Origin of the sequence: Marinobacterium maritimum (assembly GCF_039523155.1) — a bacterium.
Lineage (GTDB): Bacteria > Pseudomonadota > Gammaproteobacteria > Pseudomonadales > Balneatricaceae > Marinobacterium > Marinobacterium maritimum.
The window spans coordinates 68,240-85,407 of sequence record NZ_BAAAET010000008.1 but is presented as its reverse complement, the minus strand read 5'-3'; the positions used below and the strand labels follow the sequence as shown (position 1 = coordinate 85,407).

18 protein-coding genes and 1 other RNA gene are annotated in these 17,168 nt (G+C 59.2%); 8 read left to right on the top strand and 11 right to left on the bottom strand.

Annotated elements, in window-relative coordinates:
- Nucleotides 1-2: 2 nt before the first annotated feature.
- The gene (gene alr / locus ABD013_RS18080; protein ID WP_343809069.1) at nucleotides 3-1,145 is read right to left on the bottom strand and encodes an alanine racemase; all 1,143 of its coding nucleotides are present in this window, start codon (nucleotides 1,143-1,145) and stop codon (nucleotides 3-5) included.
- Nucleotides 1,146-1,474: 329 nt separating this feature from the next.
- Between alr and ABD013_RS18075 the strand changes: the two genes are divergently transcribed.
- On the top strand, nucleotides 1,475-2,455 hold the full coding sequence (locus ABD013_RS18075) for a nucleoid-associated protein (protein WP_343809068.1): 981 nt from the start codon (nucleotides 1,475-1,477) through the stop codon (nucleotides 2,453-2,455).
- A gap of 43 nt (nucleotides 2,456-2,498) precedes the next feature.
- On the opposite strand, the gene ABD013_RS18070 is transcribed toward ABD013_RS18075, so the two are convergent.
- Complete coding sequence (locus ABD013_RS18070) at nucleotides 2,499-3,155, bottom strand: DsbA family oxidoreductase (RefSeq protein WP_343809067.1); 657 nt, start codon at nucleotides 3,153-3,155, stop codon at nucleotides 2,499-2,501.
- Nucleotides 3,156-3,299: 144 nt separating this feature from the next.
- Here ABD013_RS18070 and ABD013_RS18065 point away from each other — a divergent pair, with 144 nt between their 5' ends.
- Entirely contained in the window at nucleotides 3,300-4,013 is a 714-nt protein-coding gene (locus ABD013_RS18065) for a pseudouridine synthase (protein WP_343809066.1), read from the top strand.
- Nucleotides 4,014-4,089: 76 nt separating this feature from the next.
- On the opposite strand, the gene ABD013_RS18060 is transcribed toward ABD013_RS18065, so the two are convergent.
- Nucleotides 4,090-4,611 (bottom strand): GNAT family N-acetyltransferase, encoded by a 522-nt coding sequence (locus ABD013_RS18060; protein WP_343809065.1) that lies wholly within the window; start codon nucleotides 4,609-4,611, stop codon nucleotides 4,090-4,092.
- A gap of 92 nt (nucleotides 4,612-4,703) precedes the next feature.
- Between ABD013_RS18060 and ABD013_RS18055 the strand changes: the two genes are divergently transcribed.
- Together ABD013_RS18055 and ABD013_RS18050 are read left to right on the top strand one after the other, a co-directional pair.
- Complete coding sequence (locus tag ABD013_RS18055) at nucleotides 4,704-5,564, top strand: endonuclease/exonuclease/phosphatase family protein (protein WP_343809064.1); 861 nt, start codon at nucleotides 4,704-4,706, stop codon at nucleotides 5,562-5,564.
- 48 nt (nucleotides 5,565-5,612) lie between these two features.
- On the top strand, nucleotides 5,613-7,577 hold the full coding sequence (locus ABD013_RS18050) for a Clp1/GlmU family protein (protein ID WP_343809063.1): 1,965 nt from the start codon (nucleotides 5,613-5,615) through the stop codon (nucleotides 7,575-7,577).
- A 188-nt stretch (nucleotides 7,578-7,765) separates the two neighbouring features.
- Here ABD013_RS18050 and ABD013_RS18045 read toward each other — a convergent pair whose 3' ends face one another.
- The 3 genes from ABD013_RS18045 to rsmI all read right to left on the bottom strand — a co-directional run bounded on the left by ABD013_RS18045 (nucleotide 7,766) and on the right by rsmI (nucleotide 9,506).
- On the bottom strand, nucleotides 7,766-8,095 hold the full coding sequence (locus ABD013_RS18045; RefSeq protein WP_343809062.1) for a TfoX/Sxy family protein: 330 nt from the start codon (nucleotides 8,093-8,095) through the stop codon (nucleotides 7,766-7,768).
- Between the two features lie 182 nt (nucleotides 8,096-8,277).
- Nucleotides 8,278-8,631, bottom strand: an RNA gene (rnpB, locus tag ABD013_RS18040) — RNase P RNA component class A.
- Nucleotides 8,632-8,672: 41 nt separating this feature from the next.
- The gene (rsmI, locus tag ABD013_RS18035; RefSeq protein ID WP_343809061.1) at nucleotides 8,673-9,506 is read right to left on the bottom strand and encodes a 16S rRNA (cytidine(1402)-2'-O)-methyltransferase; all 834 of its coding nucleotides are present in this window, start codon (nucleotides 9,504-9,506) and stop codon (nucleotides 8,673-8,675) included.
- A gap of 35 nt (nucleotides 9,507-9,541) precedes the next feature.
- Between rsmI and ABD013_RS18030 the strand changes: the two genes are divergently transcribed.
- Genes ABD013_RS18030 through ABD013_RS18015 form a run of 4 tightly spaced genes read left to right on the top strand, consistent with a single transcriptional unit; the run spans nucleotide 9,542 to nucleotide 12,947 of the window.
- Complete coding sequence (locus ABD013_RS18030) at nucleotides 9,542-11,377, top strand: penicillin-binding protein activator (protein WP_343809060.1); 1,836 nt, start codon at nucleotides 9,542-9,544, stop codon at nucleotides 11,375-11,377.
- Between the two features lie 12 nt (nucleotides 11,378-11,389).
- Complete coding sequence (locus tag ABD013_RS18025; protein WP_343809059.1) at nucleotides 11,390-11,749, top strand: YraN family protein; 360 nt, start codon at nucleotides 11,390-11,392, stop codon at nucleotides 11,747-11,749.
- A 32-nt stretch (nucleotides 11,750-11,781) separates the two neighbouring features.
- Entirely contained in the window at nucleotides 11,782-12,366 is a 585-nt protein-coding gene (locus ABD013_RS18020; protein WP_343809058.1) for an SIS domain-containing protein, read from the top strand.
- A gap of 5 nt (nucleotides 12,367-12,371) precedes the next feature.
- Nucleotides 12,372-12,947: a BON domain-containing protein gene (locus ABD013_RS18015; protein ID WP_343809057.1), complete on the top strand. Its 576-nt coding sequence runs from the start codon at nucleotides 12,372-12,374 to the stop codon at nucleotides 12,945-12,947.
- Nucleotides 12,948-12,995: 48 nt separating this feature from the next.
- Here ABD013_RS18015 and ABD013_RS18010 read toward each other — a convergent pair whose 3' ends face one another.
- From ABD013_RS18010 to petA, 5 genes are all read right to left on the bottom strand, one after another.
- On the bottom strand, nucleotides 12,996-13,448 hold the full coding sequence (locus ABD013_RS18010; protein ID WP_343809089.1) for a ClpXP protease specificity-enhancing factor: 453 nt from the start codon (nucleotides 13,446-13,448) through the stop codon (nucleotides 12,996-12,998).
- Nucleotides 13,449-13,616: 168 nt separating this feature from the next.
- Nucleotides 13,617-14,249 carry a stringent starvation protein SspA gene (gene sspA / locus ABD013_RS18005; protein ID WP_343809056.1) on the bottom strand — a complete coding sequence of 211 codons (633 nt, stop codon included), beginning with the start codon at nucleotides 14,247-14,249 and terminating at the stop codon, nucleotides 13,617-13,619.
- 92 nt (nucleotides 14,250-14,341) lie between these two features.
- Entirely contained in the window at nucleotides 14,342-15,106 is a 765-nt protein-coding gene (locus tag ABD013_RS18000; RefSeq protein ID WP_343809055.1) for a cytochrome c1, read from the bottom strand.
- Complete coding sequence (locus tag ABD013_RS17995) at nucleotides 15,106-16,362, bottom strand: cytochrome b (protein ID WP_343809054.1); 1,257 nt, start codon at nucleotides 16,360-16,362, stop codon at nucleotides 15,106-15,108. Before ABD013_RS17995 ends, ABD013_RS18000 begins: the two co-directional genes overlap by 1 nt.
- Complete coding sequence (gene petA, locus ABD013_RS17990) at nucleotides 16,362-16,958, bottom strand: ubiquinol-cytochrome c reductase iron-sulfur subunit (RefSeq protein WP_343809053.1); 597 nt, start codon at nucleotides 16,956-16,958, stop codon at nucleotides 16,362-16,364. Before petA ends, ABD013_RS17995 begins: the two co-directional genes overlap by 1 nt.
- Nucleotides 16,959-17,168: the final 210 nt, after the last annotated feature.

The following is a 17,168-nucleotide window of genomic DNA, read 5'->3' as shown; positions in this document are numbered from 1 at the left end:
GATTATTCTCCTTCAACATCCGGGCGAAAGCGTTCGTTGCGCTCACCGACGACACGACCACCCTGCTTGTAGACTCGGGGTACACGATCCGAAATTGAGCAGACGATCTCGTAACCGATGGTATCCAGATCGCGGGCAGCGGCTTCAACGGTCAGGGAGTCGTTGATCAGGTCAACCTGGTCACCCAGATGGACCCGGTCGTCGATCTGCACCATGCACTGGTCCATGCAGATGCGACCCACGATCGGATAAAGGGCACCGTTAATCTCGACCTGGCGCCCCTGGTGATAACGCAGCCAGCCATCGGCATAGCCGATCGGCATCACGCCCACACGAATCCGCTCACCGGCAACGAAAGTGGCGCCGTAGCTGACGGCACTGCCGGGATCGAGTGTCTTGATCTGGGTGATACGGCTGTGCAGCGAGAACGCCTGCTGCAACTCGAACGGCAGCTCGAATTCATGACTCGGCGGCAAACCGTACATGGAGATGCCAAGCCGTCCGGCATTGGCCATCGACTGACGACCAAAGCGCAGCAGCGCCGCACTGTTGGACAGGTGTACATAACGGAATTCGGCCAGATCGATGCCGGCGGTCAGCGCTTCGAGCCGGCGCACCTGGCTGTCATAGCCATCGCGGGTGGCCGCATCCGCGGTCGCAAAATGGGTAAACAGACCGGTACGCAGCAGACAGGGGTTGCTGTCGATCATCGCGCACGCCCTGGCTACGCTGGCGGCATCGGTCAGGCCGATGCGGTGCATGCCGGTATCGATCTTCAGATGCAGATTGACCGCCTTGCCGCTGTAGCCCAGCACGGCTTCAAGCCACTGCAGGTCGTGTGCCGTGACATGTATATCCTGCTCGGCGGCCACCGCCAGATCGGCCGGACGAATCGGGCCCATCACCAGAATAGGGACATCCTTGATCGCCCGGCGCAGGTGCAGCGCCTCATCCAGAAAGGCCACGCTCAGCATGTCGGCACCGGCGTCCAGCGCGGCTCTGGCCACCTGCAGATCACCGTGACCGTAGGCGTTTGCCTTGACCACCGCGAACAGATGCTCGAAGCCTGAATGACGCTTGATATTGGTTACATTGTGCCGAATTCGATCCAGATCGACCTCGACCCAGGTATCACGGTAGAACATCGTGCCGCTCTCGAAATTATTTATTGAAAAATTTTACCTATCAAAGACAACAGTTACAGTTTTATATCCTCAAATTTAAGCCAATTTACAGGCTATTATTTTGTTTTAATTATAAATACAGAATATTCAACCTATACGATCAAAAAACAAACAAAACATCTCAAATTCACTGTCCTCGCATCCATCGACACCTGCTCGACTCTCACCGGCCAGGCATCGCAGGCGGCGCATCCTGAACACCGTGGATACACCGGCACATGCATGGGCGTTTTCAGCACGCGGATTGTTTATAATCCCCGTCCCGTTCATAGCCAGCCCGGAGCCTGACCATGCCTGCCACAGCCGCCATCGCCCACCGCCTGACCCGCCGTACCGGCGACCAGTCCTTCAGCCTGCGCGATTCGCCGTTCGACCGTGAGGGCCTGAACAATCGCCTGCTGGCTGAGGTAAAACCGCTGTTCACCCGTCGTGCCAGCAAGCGCTACGGCTGTTTCGCGGATGAAGCAACGGTATTCAAGGGACTGCTGGTGAACTGGCGCGACCAGACACTGGGCTTTACCCAGTTCAGCACCAAGGTGATCGAACACCTGGCCATGCTGATGGAACAGGAGGACCTGGAAACCGACGGCCACTGGCTGTTCATCGAAGAGGAACTGGAGGCGGCCCACCGACTGTGGATCGCCCAGCTCAAGCAGAAGGACGGTCTGCTGCTCAACAGCGACAACGACCTGCAGGAAACCGGCTATATCGACTTTGCCAAGACCGGGCTCTGTGCCTGCATCGATCTCCATGAAATCGACAATCCCGACGGTAAACGCTACCTGACACTGAGCTTCGGTTTCGGCGACCGGCCCCTGCAGCAGCCGTTGATGGATTTCTTCGGTTTCACCGATACCGTGGACACTCAGGCGGATACCGAACGCTTCATGGAGGTTGTCAGCGACTACGCCGAGGCGATGCCGGAAGAAAATGCCAAGCGTTATCAGAAGGAGGTCGCCGAGTTCTGCATGGAACAGTCCAAGGAAGGCGCCGCCGTCAACTACCGCGAGCTGGCCGGCAACGTGGACTCGGTAGCCGAGGTCTCCCTCGACGACTTTATTGCCGAGCGCGCGCCCGAGCTGAAGGAAGAGTTCATCCCGGATCGCAGCAGCCTGAAAAAGTACATCCGTTATACCGGGCGTACCAAGGAGGTTTCGATCAGCTTCAGTAACGAATCCCTGGGCAAGAGTATCGTGTTCAACCCGGAAACCGGCACCCTGACTCTGAAAGAGCTGCCGTCATCACTGATCAAGCAGCTCAAGGGCGAGTAAGCCGGTCCAGCGTCTGGCGGTTCTGCGTCCGGCGAAGCTGTGCTCAGGAAGGCTGGGCCAGCAGATCCCGGATAGCCTCGACATAGGCCTCGACCGGCTGACCGCCGGTCAGGGCATAGCGTTCGTTGAATACGACTGTGGGCACCGAGCTGACGCCCCGCTGCTGCCACAGGGCCTCTTCGTGACGCACCTCTTCGGCATAGCGGCCTGACGCCAGCACCTCTCGAGCCACGTCCTCATCCAGTCCCGCCTCAGCCGCCAGTTCACACAACACCTGGGGATCAGACGGGTTGCGGTTGTCAGTAAAATAGGCGGCCAGCAGCCCCTTCTTCAGCGCCAGCTGCTGTTCTTCACCCTGCTCACCCGCCCAATGCAGCAGACGATGCGCATCGAAGGTGTTCCACTTGCGGCTGTCGTCACGAAAATCGAAGCGGAAGCCCAGCTGCGCCCCGCGCGCCGTGATCTGTGCCTGGTTCTGTCTGACCTGGGCTTCGCTGATGCCGTACTTGGCACTCAGGTGAGGAATGATGTATTCCCCGTCTGTGTCCATATCCGGCGCCAGCTCGAAAGGACGAAACCGGATGCTGGCCTCGACGTCGTCGCCGAGCTGATCCAGCGCCTGCAGCAGGCTGTGCAGCCCTACCGCACACCAGGGACACATGACATCCGAGATAAAGTCGATGGTAAGTGCGCGTGCCATGAAATCCTCCGGGTATTAAGTACAGTCGGCCCTGTGCCGACCGGGCCCTCACGCTACCCCATGGAACTCTGGATTTGAAGACTCCCCAGGCTTCACTTTCAGGTTCAGGGCGCAGCCGGTAAACTGCCGGGCTTGTATACCCACTTGCACACTCGAGACAAAACCGCCGTGCGCCTGGACCGCTTCATCTGCAAACACACCGAACACAGCCACCAGACCTCACGCCGACTGGTCGCCTCCGGTCGCGTCACGGTGGATGACCAGGTCCTGACCGACCCGCGCCATGCGGTTAGCGCCTTCAACACCATCCGGCTCGACGGGCAATTGCTGCAACAGCAGCAGGCCCACTACCTGATGCTGAACAAACCGGCCGGGTATCTCAGTGCCACCTCGGACCCCGAGCACACCACCGTGCTGGAACTGCTGCCCCCAGCGTTACGCCCTCTGCTGCATATTGCCGGCCGCCTAGACCGCGCCACCACCGGCCTGCTGCTGCTGACCAATGACGGCAGCTGGTCACGCCAGATCACGGCACCGGAACAGAAGATTCCCAAGGTCTACCGTGTCACCACCGCCGAGCCGATCAATCCAGAAGCCGAAATACGCTTCCATCAGGGCATCCACCTTGCCCGGGAAAACGTCACCACCTCCCCGGCACAGCTGGAGCGCCTGTCCGATTGCAGCTGCCGTCTCACCATTTATGAAGGTCGCCATCATCAGGTGAAGCGGATGTTTGCCGCCATCGACAACGAGGTGATCGCCCTGCACCGAGAAAGCATGGGGCTGATCCGGCTGGACGAGCAACTGCAGCCGGGCGAGTTTCGTGAACTGACCGAGGCCGAACGTCGATTGGTTTAATCGGCTTTCGTTTCCCGCCCTTGCGGTTAGCCGCGGCAGGTCAGCACGTTATTCCCCGATGCTTCCACATCCCAGCTCAGCCATCGAGCGGCTGCAGGGGTGTTTCCAGGGTCAACTGATAGAACGCCAGATCAAGCCAGCGACCAAACTTGAACGCGGCCTGACGGATAGTCCCGGCATGCACGAAGCCAAAGGCCTCATGCAACCGGATGCTGACGGCATTGTCTGCATCGATGGCGCCTACCATCACGTGATACTCCCGGGCTCGCGCCTCATCGATCAAACGTTGCAGCAGCATTTTGGCAACCCCCTTGCCACGATGCGCCGGGTCGATATAAACCGAGTGTTCAACGGTATATTTGTTGGCGGGATAGGGGCGAAAAGGCCCGAAGCTGGCAAACCCGAGCAGCTGTCCGCTGTCATCAAACGCCCCCAGTACCGGCCAACCGCCTTCGTCCTTGCCCCTGAACCAGTCCAGCACCTGCTCACGGGTACGTGCCCGGTATTCATAGAGGGCCGTAGTGTTGAGAATGGCATCATTGAAGATTTCGAGGATCGCTGTAGCTGAGCTATCCGGGTTACACGACTCAATACGCATCGAACACCTCAAAATTTCATGCGCAAAATCAATGGGGGCCGCCGATCATGCTGGACGCATTCAAGCCGGTCACTTAGGCTGAGCATAACCGGATGCAACGGATTCACGCCACTGCCATGCCGCATTACACCCAACCACGCCCCCATAGCATCGAAGGCCTGCACCAGGTTGCTGAGCGCGCTGTCGGTACAGTGCAGCGCGAGAGCCTGAGCTTGCTCAGCTTCAATATCCAGGTCGGCATCAAGACCCAGGCCTATCACCACTATCTGACCCGAGGCTGGCAACACCTGTTACCCCACCGCCAGCGCAACCAGACACTGGATCAGATAGGCCGCCTGCTGCGCCAGTATGACCTGGTGGCCCTGCAGGAAGCCGATGGCGGCAGCATCCGCAGCGGTTTCATCAATCAGGTGGAGTACCTGGCCGATGCCGGCCGTTTTCCCTACTGGTACCAGCAACTGAACCGCAACCTGGGCAAGCTGGCGCAACACAGTAATGGCGTGCTCAGCCGCCTTGAGCCCAGCTTCGTCGAAGACCACCCGCTGCCTGGCCTGATCCCCGGCCGCGGTGCCATTCTGGTTCGATTCGGCAGCGGTGAAAATGCGCTGCTGATCATCGTACTCCACCTGTCTCTGGGCGCTCGCACCCAGGACCGACAACTGCGCTACATCCGCGAACTGGTCGAGCATCACCCCCATGTGGTACTGATGGGCGACATGAACAACCCGCTCGAACACCTGCGCAGCCGACCGGCCTTGCGCGGGCTGGACCTGATCTCAGCCGAGGAAACCCTGCCCACCTACCCCAGCTGGCAACCTAAGCACGCGCTGGATCACATCCTGATCTCGCCGAGCCTGGAGGTTCGCAGTGCCCGAGTGCTGGACTGCACCCTCTCCGATCATCGCCCCATCGCCATGGAGATCGGCCTGCCGCCCTGCCTGCAGCACCTGTGAACCTGACAGCCTTACCGGGATGTTCATACTTAAAGAGAACTCACCGGTATGAAGGCACAGCCCATGCCCAACCAGCCTCTGCCCCATACTCAGGCCCTGTCAGTACTGCTTCAGGTGCTGACGCAGCCCCGACCACGCCTGCTGCTCTACGGTGCACCCGGCACGGGCAAAAGCCACCTCGCCGTTGCACTGGCCCAGCGACTGCAGGCCCGGAACATGGCCTGTTACTGCCTGAGCGCCGACCCGGGATCCCCCACGTTTGGCCTGCCAGGCGCGCTCAACCTGGGCCTCTGGCAGGACGACCAGTGGCAGCCAAAGGCATTTGAGCCCCTGTGCAGCCTCGACGCCGGACGATTTCGCCTGCCCCTGATCGACGCGCTGAGCCGCCTGTCAGCCAACATTCCCGAAGCTCCCTTGATCATCGATGCGCCGGGCGTCAGCCGCGGCATTGCTGCCGCCGAGCTGTTGCCCGCCCTGATTACCAGTTGCCGGATCAATCATCTGGCGGTGCTCTCCCGAAGCGATGAACTCCAGCACCTGCACCCTGAGCTCGACAGCCTGACCATCTCGGCACTGTGGATAAAGCCACATGAACTGGCCCGAGCCCCCAACCGGTCGGCCCGCATCAGCAATCGCTCTAGCCTCTGGCAGGCCTACCTGCTCAACCACCAGGAGGTCTGGCTACCACTGGATGAGATCGCATTACTGGGCACCCCGCCACCGCTGACCAGTCCCGAGCGCTGGGCGGGACTGATGATCGCCCTGCGCCGCGATAATGACACCTGGCTTATGGGTGAGGTACTTGAGCTGGCCGAAACACCCCAGCACCAGCTGCGCATACGCTGCCCGGCCGGTACCTGTCTTGAAGGGGCTGCAATGCCCAAGGCACTGCTGGTACGCGACGCCTGCCGGCAGGCAGATGGCTCGCTCGCCACCGTCAAAACACCCCAGGCCCAGCCGCCTGCTCCGGTCTCGGCCCCGTCCCTTATCCACCCGGTCGATACCGCCCCCCGGGCTCCCCTTCCCAGAATCGTGCGAGGCGATATTATCGCCGAGATGGTCAACGGGCTGTTCGATGACCCGCTGTTGCTGATCAAGACCCAGTGGAGCCGACGCTGCATGCTGTTTGATCTCGGCCACACCAGCCGTCTGCCGGTACGACTGGCGCACAATGTCACCGATGTTTTCATCACCCACGCCCATATCGACCATATCGGTGGATTCATGGGGCTGCTGCGCACTCGGCTCGGCGCGCCGGCACCCTGCAATATCTATGGCCCGCCAGGACTGGCCCGGCATATAGCCGGCATGCTTAGCGGTGTGCTCTGGGACAGGATTGGCGATCGTGGGCCGGTCTTTCGGGTCTTTGAACTGCATGGCTCGACCCTCAAGCCTTACCGCTTGCAACCCGGCAAAGCCGACATCAAGCCACTGCCGGAACGAGAGATCGAGGCCGGCATAATCCTGGCCGAGGAGCGTTTCAAGATACGGGCGGTGGAACTGGACCACCACACCCCGGTACTGGCCTATGCCTATATTCCCTGTTCAGCGCTGACCGTCGATACCGAAGCGATGCAGCGGCTAAGCCTGGCGGAAGGTCCCTGGCTGGCCGAACTGATTTCGGCCCTGAAGCATGAAAAGCCGTCACAGCTGATCACGTTACCAAACGGTGAAACGGCCTCCGCCGGTGTGCTGGCGGAACAGCTGCTGCACCGAAAGCCGGGGGAAACGCTGGTTTACGCCGCCGATCTGGCCGACACGGCTGACAACCGTCGCAAGCTGGTCGAGCTGGCATGGGGCGCCCAGACACTGATCTGCGAAGCGGCCTTCAATGAAGCAGACCGGGAGCGAGCGGATGAACATGGCCACCTGACGACGGCTGCCTGTGCCGAGATCGCATCTGAAGCCCAGGTGCAGCAGCTGCTGCCCTTTCATTTCTCGCGCCGCTATGAGGATCAGGCAGAGATGATGTATGCAGAGATTGAAGCGGAGTTCAGCCGGGTGCTGCGCTAGGCCTGCCACTGCTGGGCAAGGTAAACCGCTTCTGGTGCTGGCTTTGTCGATACTGGAAGTGGTTATCCTGCTTCATCGTCCTACAATCTCGGCGACAGACTGGTCTCGAACACAAACTCAACAATCAGTGCAAGACTGACCGAAACCTCTGGCTTGGACATTATTGCGTTTCGAAGCGGTCCTTTTGATTACTTGGGCGGCAGCCCCCTGACAAACGCCTCGCAACGCGCCAGCCAGGCGGCGAGATCGGCATCCTCGGCCACGCCTTCAGGCGCAACGTAGACAAGGCCTGTCAGCGCCTTGCCGGTAAAGTCCATTTCACGTGCAAAGGGCAGCTCCAGACAGGCCGCATACTGCTCAGGCCCGACACGCGCCATCAGGGTGTCACCTAGGATACCGCAGCACATATGGCCATGAAGCATATAGCAGAGCCCACCGAACATGCGCCTTGCGGATAACTCCGACCGCCCCTGAAAGTAGTCATTCACGCGTTCGGCCAGACCTTCGTCATACGCCATGAGCCCCTCCTGCTTCGACCTGTAGTAAAGACGCTATCCGGCCGTCATCTTTGTACGCCACAACGGGCAGCCAGCCATGCGAGGAATTCTGGTCGTTCGGGTCTAGGAGGGCAAGCGCGGAAAGGTTTGGCACCGTTGCGCGGCGCAACCGCTGAGGAGTGTAAAGGGAAAAACAGGGAGAAAGAGAGAGTCTGCCGATAAGCCGGGTTTTGTCGTGGACAATCATTCATCTAGGACCAGCGTCGCCACTGGCCTCAAGCGACCTACCCGGACCCGGCGCGGGCCACGCCTTAATGGGTCCCTATTTGGTCTTGCTCCGGGTGGGGTTTACCATCGCCGTGGAGTGTTGCCACCCACGCGGTGCGCTCTTACCGCACCATTTCAACCTTACCGGCATCCGAAGATGCTTAGGCGGTATACTTTCTGTTGCACTTTCCGTCGGCTCGCGCCGCCCAGACGTTATCTGGCACCTTGCCCAATGGAGCCCGGACTTTCCTCCCCTGCGCGAACGCAGCGACGATTGCCTGGCAGACTCTCGGCGCGAAGTATATAGGTCTGGCCCGGTTACGCAAGCAAATCAGTCGATCAGCAGCTGATAGAGGCGGTTTTTCTTGTAGCCGGTAATCTCGGCTGCCACGCCCGCGGCCTTTTTAGGGGGGAGTTCCTTGGCCAGAATACGCAGGATACGCTCGGACTCGGGGTCAATTGCGTCCTCGTCGACGGTCGCTTCAGCCCCCTGCACCAGCACGACGAACTCGCCACGCTGCTGATTGGCATCCGCCTCCATCCAGTCGATCAGGCCCGCCAGGGTATCGCCATGGATCGTCTCGAACGTCTTGGTCAGCTCACGCGCCACCACGGCATAACGCTCGGTACCAAACACCTCACTCATCGCCTTCAGACTATCAACGATCCGGTGGGTGGATTCGTAGAACACCAGCGTTTCAGTGTTATCCGCCAGTGCTTCCAGCGCCTGGGTGCGAGCACCACTTTTGGCCGGCAGGAAACCGATAAACTGGAAGCGATCGGACGGCAGTCCCGACGCCGACAGCGCCGCAATAAAGGCACAGCTGCCGGGGACCGGTGACACGCGAAAACCCGCTTCGCGAACCGCCCGCACCAGATGGAACCCGGGGTCGGAAATCAGTGGCGTACCGGCATCGCTGACCAGGGCGATCGAATGACCACTGCCCAGCAGGTTGATGATATGTTCACAACGTTGACGCTCGTTGTGGTCATGCACTGAAATCATCTGGCCTTTAATGTTAAAGTGGCCCAGCAAGCGCCCACTGTGACGGGTATCCTCGGCCGCGATGTAATCCACGCCGGCCAGAACCTCCCGCGCGCGCTCCGACAGGTCCGCCAGATTACCGATCGGCGTAGCTACGATATAGAGAACTGGTTCTGACATTAGGATATCCATCTGTTGGCAAGGATTGGGATTATATGACGAATTTACATCGGCTGTCTTTCAGCCTCCTGCTGGCCACTGCACTGCTGGCGGGGTGTTCCAGCCAGACCACACCGCCACAGGTTGTGGACAAGACGGCGACCACTACCGAACAGAGTATCGACAGTCTGCTGCGTCAGGCCCGCACGCAACCGGCCACACCCGCAGCTCAGCTGCAGCTGCAGGCGGCCCGCCTGCTGGTCCAGACAGGTAATGAGCCGCGTGCCATCGAAGTCCTTGACGGTATTGACCTGACACGTATTCCGCCCACCCTGGCGTTTGAGATTGCCAAACTGAAAACGCTGCTGGTTTCAGGCTCCGATGATCCGGCCGAAGCGCTCAAACTGCTTGATCTGGGCCGCTTCAGTTCCCTGCCGGCCGACCAGCAAGCCAAACTTGGCCAGCTGCGTGCTGACGTCTGGCTGCAGCAGGATAACCCTGTCGCCGCGGTACGCGAGCTGATCGTCAGCAGCCTGCTCACGCTGGACCCGGTGGAGCAGCAGCGCTATCACGACCAGATCTGGCGTCTGCTGCAGCAAGCCCCGCTGGAACAGGTCAAGGCGGCCGCCAGCGCCAACAATGATTACCAGGAACAGGGCTGGTTCGAGCTGGCCCTGATGTTGCGCTCCAGCCCTGACCTGGCGGCACGCCAGCAGGCACTGGACAACTGGGGGACACTCTGGGAGTCGCACCCGGCGCTGACGCTGCCGCCTGCCGGTCTGCTTGGGCTTGAGCTGAGTGGCGAGCAGCTGGTCGCATATCGCATCGGCGTGATCCTGCCGCTCAGTGGTGATCTGGCCAAGCCGGCTGCAGCCATCCGCAAGGGAATGGAAGCTCAGCTGGAGGTAATGCGCCGCGAAGGCAAACAGGTTCCCGAACTGGTCATGCTTGACTCGACCGGGCTTGACGATGTGAACCCACTACTGATGCAGGCCCGCCAGCAAGGCGTCGATCTCCTGATCGGCCCATTGAACCCGGCACTGGTTAATCAGCTGTCTGCCCAGCCACTGCTGGAAATCCCGACCCTGGCGCTGAACCCGGCCGAAGCCGGCCCCTCTCGCCCCTGGCAGCTCGAACTCTCATCCGAGCACGAAGCCCGCATGGTCGCCCGCCGTGCCATGGCCGATGGCCACATGCGGGTGCTGGTCATCACTCCCGCTGCCGAATGGGGTGACCGTGTCGCCAACGTCATGCGGGAAGAGATGGAAGCCTCCGGTGGCCAGGTTGTCGGCAACCTCCGCTACCAGGCGGCTGACAACTACAATGACCAGGTGGCCGAGCTGCTGCTGACCCGACAGAGCGCGGAGCGCGAAGAGCAGCTGCGCGAGCTGCTGCGCCATCGTCTCGAGTTCCAGGAACGCCGCCGCCAGGATGCTGACGCGATCCTGATGACCGCACTGCCGGACGCCGCTCGCCTGATCAAACCGATGCTGGATTACCACTTCGCCGCCGATCTGCCGCTCTATGCAACTTCGCACGTCTATCCGGGCTACCCTGACGCCACGCGCGATGTGGACCTGAACGGCATCACTTTCTGTGACCTGCCCTGGTTGCTGCAGCCACCCAGTGAAGCCCAACGACTGCTGAGCAGCAATGGTGAGGATACCCTGTCCCGCTTTGGCCGCCTGTTTGCACTGGGTGTGGATGCCATCAGGGCCTACCCCTGGCTACCGCAGCTGGAGCAGCGCCCGGGCAGCTTCCTGCTCGGCGAGACCGGCCAACTGGTCATGGATAGCAACAAACGCCTGCAGCGCGAACTGAGCTGCACCACCTTTACCGAGGGAGAGCCGGCCAGCCTGAGTCCGCCTCAGGCCGCCACTACCGAAAACTGAGAGGAAAACGCGATGGATCGCAATCGTATCGGCATGGATGCCGAACAGCGGGCCGAACACTGGCTCGGACAGCAGGGACTGACTCTGCTGCAGCGCAACGCCCACTGCCGTTTGGGCGAAATCGATCTGATCATGCAGGAAGGCGAGCAGATCGTTTTCGTGGAGGTACGCAGCCGCTCCAGCCGTCGCTATGGCGGCGCAGCTGCCTCGGTGGACTGGCGCAAGCAGCAGAAACTGATTCGAGCGGCCCGCTTCATGCTCAGCCGCAACCCTCACTGGAGCCAACGCCCTTGCCGGTTTGATGTGCTCGCCTTTGAAGGAGACTCGGAGAGCACCCCTCCAGTATGGTATAAAGATGCTTTTCGTCCCTGAACTCTCGCCCTGAACACCGGAAACGCTTTTAAATGGAACTCGAAGACCGCATTGTCAGTCAGTTTCACAACACCATGGAGATCAATGCGCTCACTATCGAGCAGCATACTCCGCTGATCGCTGAAGCCGGTGAACTCCTGCTGCAATGCCTTGTCAGTGAACAGAAGATCTTGTGTGTCGGCAACGGGGGCTCGGCTGCGCTGGCGCAGCATTTCGCCTCGCTGCTGCTGAACCGCTTTCGCCACGAGCGCCCCGGCTTGCCCGCCATGGCGCTCAACGATGCTGCCGCCATGAGCGGTATCAGCGAGGAAACCGGGTTTGCCGATGTCTACTCCAAGCAGATCCGGGCACTGGGACAGCCCGGTGATATTTTGCTGCTGGTATCAACGCATGGTCGCGCCAACAGTCTGGTTCAGGCGATTCAGGCCGCCCATGACCGTGACATGATGGTGATCGCCCTGAGTGGTGGCGACGGCGGCAACATGGCGGCCCTGCTGCTGCCAGACGAGATCGAAATCTGTATTCCTGGCACCGAAGACGCCCTGATTCATGGTGCCCATCTGCTGGTTCTGCACTGCTTGTGCGACCTGATTGAATATCAACTCTTTGGAGGCTGATCAACATGTTCAAACGCTCCCTGATCGTTATGGTTCTGGCATCCACTGCCCTGAGCGGTTGCTCTGGCCTCATCAGTGCCACCCGGGAAGAACCGATTCAGGAAGACCAGGGCAGCCGCACACTGGGCAGCTACCTGGAAGACGAGTCAATTGAGACCAAGACCCTGGTCAACATCAGCAAGGGCTCCCAGGCACTGGCGCAATCTCATATCAACGTGGTCAGCTACAACGGTCAGGTACTGTTGATCGGCCAGGTACCCGATGAGCAGGTCAAGCAGGAAGCTGAAAGCATCGCCCGCCAGATTCGTCATGTACGCAAGGTACATAATGAGCTGGATATCGCCGGGCCAACGTCAACCATCGTGCGCAGCAACGATGTCTATCTGACCAGCCGTATCAAGGTACAGATGCTGGCCGACAAGCGAATCTCCGGCGGTCGTATCAAGGTGGTTACCGAAAACGGGGTGGTTTACCTGATGGGACTGGTGAGCCCGGCCGAGGCAGACCTGGCTGTCGAGATCACCCGCTCAATTACCGGTGTACGCAAGATCGTCAAGGTGTTCGAGTACATCGGCGCCTGATATACCCTGCCGGGCAGTCAGCCATCTGCCCGGCATCATTGGACGAAGTTACTTCACCACGCGCAGTGTCGGCTTCTTGCCCTTGCTGCCTGAAACCTCGGCCTTTTCCTCAGCAGGCGCTTCCGCCTTGACCTCTTCCAGCACAGCACCCTGCTCCGCCTGTTCGACCTGTTCCAGCAGCGCCTCGATACCCGGCTCCATACCAAAGCCCATGCCCATGCCGTTTTCACGGGTAAAGATCGCCATCACCGCAACGATCGGAGCATAGACGTTCATCGGCACACCACCGAAACGGGCACTGAAACTGACGCCCTGATCATCGATCAACAGCCCTTGCACGGCACCCGGTGCAATATTGAGGGTGATCTGACCATCCTGCACAAACTGTTCAGGCACCTGTACGCCCTGCAAAGTGGCATCAACCGCAATGTGGGGGGTCATGTTGTTGTCCAGCACCCATTCATACAAGGCCCTGAGCAGGTAGGGGCGACTGGGTTTGATATCACTCATAACAGCTCCTGAGATCCCCGGCCTTCCGATACAAGACAGGGGTTTTGGCCCGGGACTGGAGCACGCCAGCGTGCCTCTGCATCAACCCCGAGTTCTGTATATAAAAAAGGGATGAAGTTGCCTTCATCCCTGTTTGGATTCGTACTGCCTGAGAACCGATCAGTCGCGAATTTCGCGCTCGTATTCCGACAGGCTGGCCTGGAAGGACTCACGCTCAAACAGACGCTGCATGTATTCCTGCAGCGGCTTGGTCTGCGCTTCCGGCAGTTCGATGCCCAGCTGCGGCAGGCGCCAGAGGATCGGAGCCAGGCAGCAGTCTACCAGGGTAAACTCGTCGCTCATGAAGAACGGCTTCTCGGCAAAAATCGGCGAGATGGTGACCAGGCTGTCACGCAGCTCCTTGCGGGCAGCATCCAGCTCAGCATCACTGGCTTCGTCAGCCAGAATGCGGTCAACCAGCACGCACCAGTCACGCTGGATGCGGTGCATGTAAAGACGGCTTTCAGCACGCGCAACCGGGTAGACCGGCAACAAGGGCGGATGCGGGAAACGCTCATCGAGGTATTCCATCATCACGTTGGGTTCATACAACACCAGCTCACGATCCAGCAGGGTCGGCAGGCTGTTGTAGGGGTTCTGTGCCGCTACATCTTCCGGCAGCTCGTTTGCTTTACACTCGACAATATCAACTGCCACGCCTTTCTCACAAAGCACGATACGTACTCGGTGGCTGTAATGGTCGGAGCCATCAGAGAAAAAGGTCATGGAAGAACGCTTGGCTACTACGCCCATCGAACTATCCCCATCAAAAGTATGCTGCTGAAAACAAAAAATCTACGCGGCCTCACGACCGCGTAGTTTCTGACTTAATCACCCGTGAGCGATCAGTGTACGTCTTTCCAGTACTCTTTCTTCAGAGCAAAGGCAAATACGAACAGAATCGCCAGGAAGATCAGGACCTTGGTACCCAGACTTTCAGACTCGAGTCGAGACGGCTCGGCCATGTAAGTCATGAAGTTGACCAGGTCGTAGACTGTCTTGTCGAACTCTTCGACAGACTGACTACCGGCTTCGTCAATGACCAGACAGCCGCCCATGGTCTTGCCGGTCAGCGGGTCAATCTCGTCATGACCGTGAGCCAGCTCTTCCGGGGTACAATGGTTGACCACCTTGCCCTGCAGGTCTTCCAGCACGTTGGGCATACCAACAGACGGGAAAACCACGTTGTTCACGCCCCAGGGGCGGGTCTCGTCCTGATAGAAGCTGCGCAGGTAAGTGTAGACCCAATCAGGGCCACGCAGACGCGCTTCCAGAGTCAGGTCGGGCGGCGGCGCACCGAACCAGCCGGCTGCACTGTCAGTCGGCATGGCGTTGGTCATGTGCTGGCCGATCTTGATTTCAGGATCGAAGATCAGGTACTGCTCAACTAGCTCATTCGGGATACCCAGATCCTGAGCGGAGCGCTCAAAACGCTGATAGCCCGCTTCGTGACAGCCCATGCAGCGGTTGACGAAGGTCTGCATACCGCGCTGCAGGGATGCCTTGTCAGTCAGATCGCCTTCAAATGAATCCAGCGGCACGGTGCCACCGGCGGCACTGGCGGTCATCGGTGCCAGCGCCATTAGCAGAGTAATTACGAACTTTTTCATTAGCCTGTAACCCTTTCCGGAACCGGTTTAGTGCTTTCCATGCGTGTGTAGAACGGCATCAGCAGGAAGAACAAGAAGTACAGTACGGTGCAGATCTGAGACAGCATGGTGCGGCCTTCAGTCGCCGGCAGTACGCCCAGCACACCCAGAATGACAAAGCTCACGGCGAAGATCACCAGCCAGATTTTGCTCAGCCAGCCCTTGTAACGGATAGACTTGACCGGGCTGCGATCCAACCAGGGCAGTACGAACAGGATAGCGATCGCCGCACCCATTACGACTACACCCCAGAACTTGGCATCCAGACCGAACATCGGGAAGGTGACCGCACGCAGCATGGCGTAGAACGGCGTGAAGTACCATACCGGAGCGATGTGTGCCGGCGTCTTCAGACCGTTAGCCGGTTCGAAGTTGGGCTTCTCAAGGAAGTAGCCGCCACCCTCGGGGAAGAAGAAGACAACCGTACAGAACACGAACAGGAAGACAACAACACCAACGATGTCTTTAACGGTGTAATACGGGTGGAACGGGATGCCGTCCAACGGTACGCCGTTTTCGTCTTTCTTGTCCTTGATTTCAACGCCGTCCGGGTTGTTGGAACCTACTTCGTGCAGGGCGATGATGTGCAGCACAACCAGCGCCAGGATCACGATCGGCAGTGCGATAACGTGCAGGGCGAAGAAGCGGTTCAGAGTGATACCGGAGATCAGGAAGTCACCACGGATCCACTGCTGCAGGTCCGGACCGATGACCGGAATGGCACCGAACAGAGAGATGATTACCTGAGCACCCCAGTAAGACATCTGACCCCAGGGCAGCAGGTAGCCCATGAAGGCTTCAGCCATCAGCGCCAGGTAGATGGTCATACCGAAGATCCACACCAGCTCGCGCGGCTTGCGGTAGGAACCGTACATGATGCCACGCAGCATGTGCAGGTAGACCACAACGAAGAAGGCGGAGGCACCAGTAGAGTGCAGATAACGCAGCAACCAGCCGTATTCCACATCACGCATGATGTATTCAACAGACGCGAACGCACCTTCGGCGCTCGGGTTGTAGCTCATGGTCAGCCAGATACCGGTCAGGATCTGGTTAACCAGCACCAGCAGTGCCAGGGAACCGAAGAAATACCAGAAGTTGAAGTTCTTCGGTGCGTAGTATTTGGACAGGTGATCTTCCCACATGGCAGTTGCCGGGAAGCGGTCGTCAATCCAGCCCATCAGGCCCGGATTACCTTTATTTCGTGTACCAGCCATTATGCAGTCTCCGGATCGACACCAATAATCAGTGTGTTGTCATCTTCATACTTGTGCGGCGGGATAACCAGGTTGGTCGGGGCCGGCACAGACTTGAATACACGACCGGAGAGGTCAAAGCGTGAGCCGTGGCAGGGGCAGAAGAAGCCACCCAGCCAGTCCGGACCCAGATCTTCCGGTGCCACTTCGGGACGGTAGGTCGGAGAGCAACCCAGGTGAGTACAGATACCGACCATTACAGCGAATTCCGGACGGATTGCACGGGCAGCAGTCTTCGGAATGTAATCAGGCTGCTGAGGCTTTTCGGACATCGGGTCAGCGACACGATCGTTCAGCTTCTCCAGGTTGGCCAGTACCTCTTCGCCACGACGGACAACCCATACAGGCTTGCCGCGCCATTCAACGATCATCTGCTGACCAGGCTCCAGCTTGCTGATATCCGCCTTGGCAGGCGCGCCGGCAGCTTTCGCCTTGGCACTCGGATTCCAGGAAGCCACGAACGGGACGGCCGCTCCTACAGCACCCACTGCACCTACTGCAGATGTGGCACCGATCAGGAGACGACGTCGACCCTTATTCACGCCGTCATTGCTCATTAACTTCATCTCCCCTCAATCGACCCGCCGCATTTTGCAGAGACACAAAAGGCTGACTGGCCGCTCAGTCATGAAAAAACACAAAACCGGTTTGTTCAAATGCGCCGAATGTTAAAGAAAATACCCTTTTTTTACAAGGTAAAATCCCCCCTCCATTCGGCGAACACCGCTTTTATTGACCTGACCCCAAAACGAAAAAAGCCTGCAACC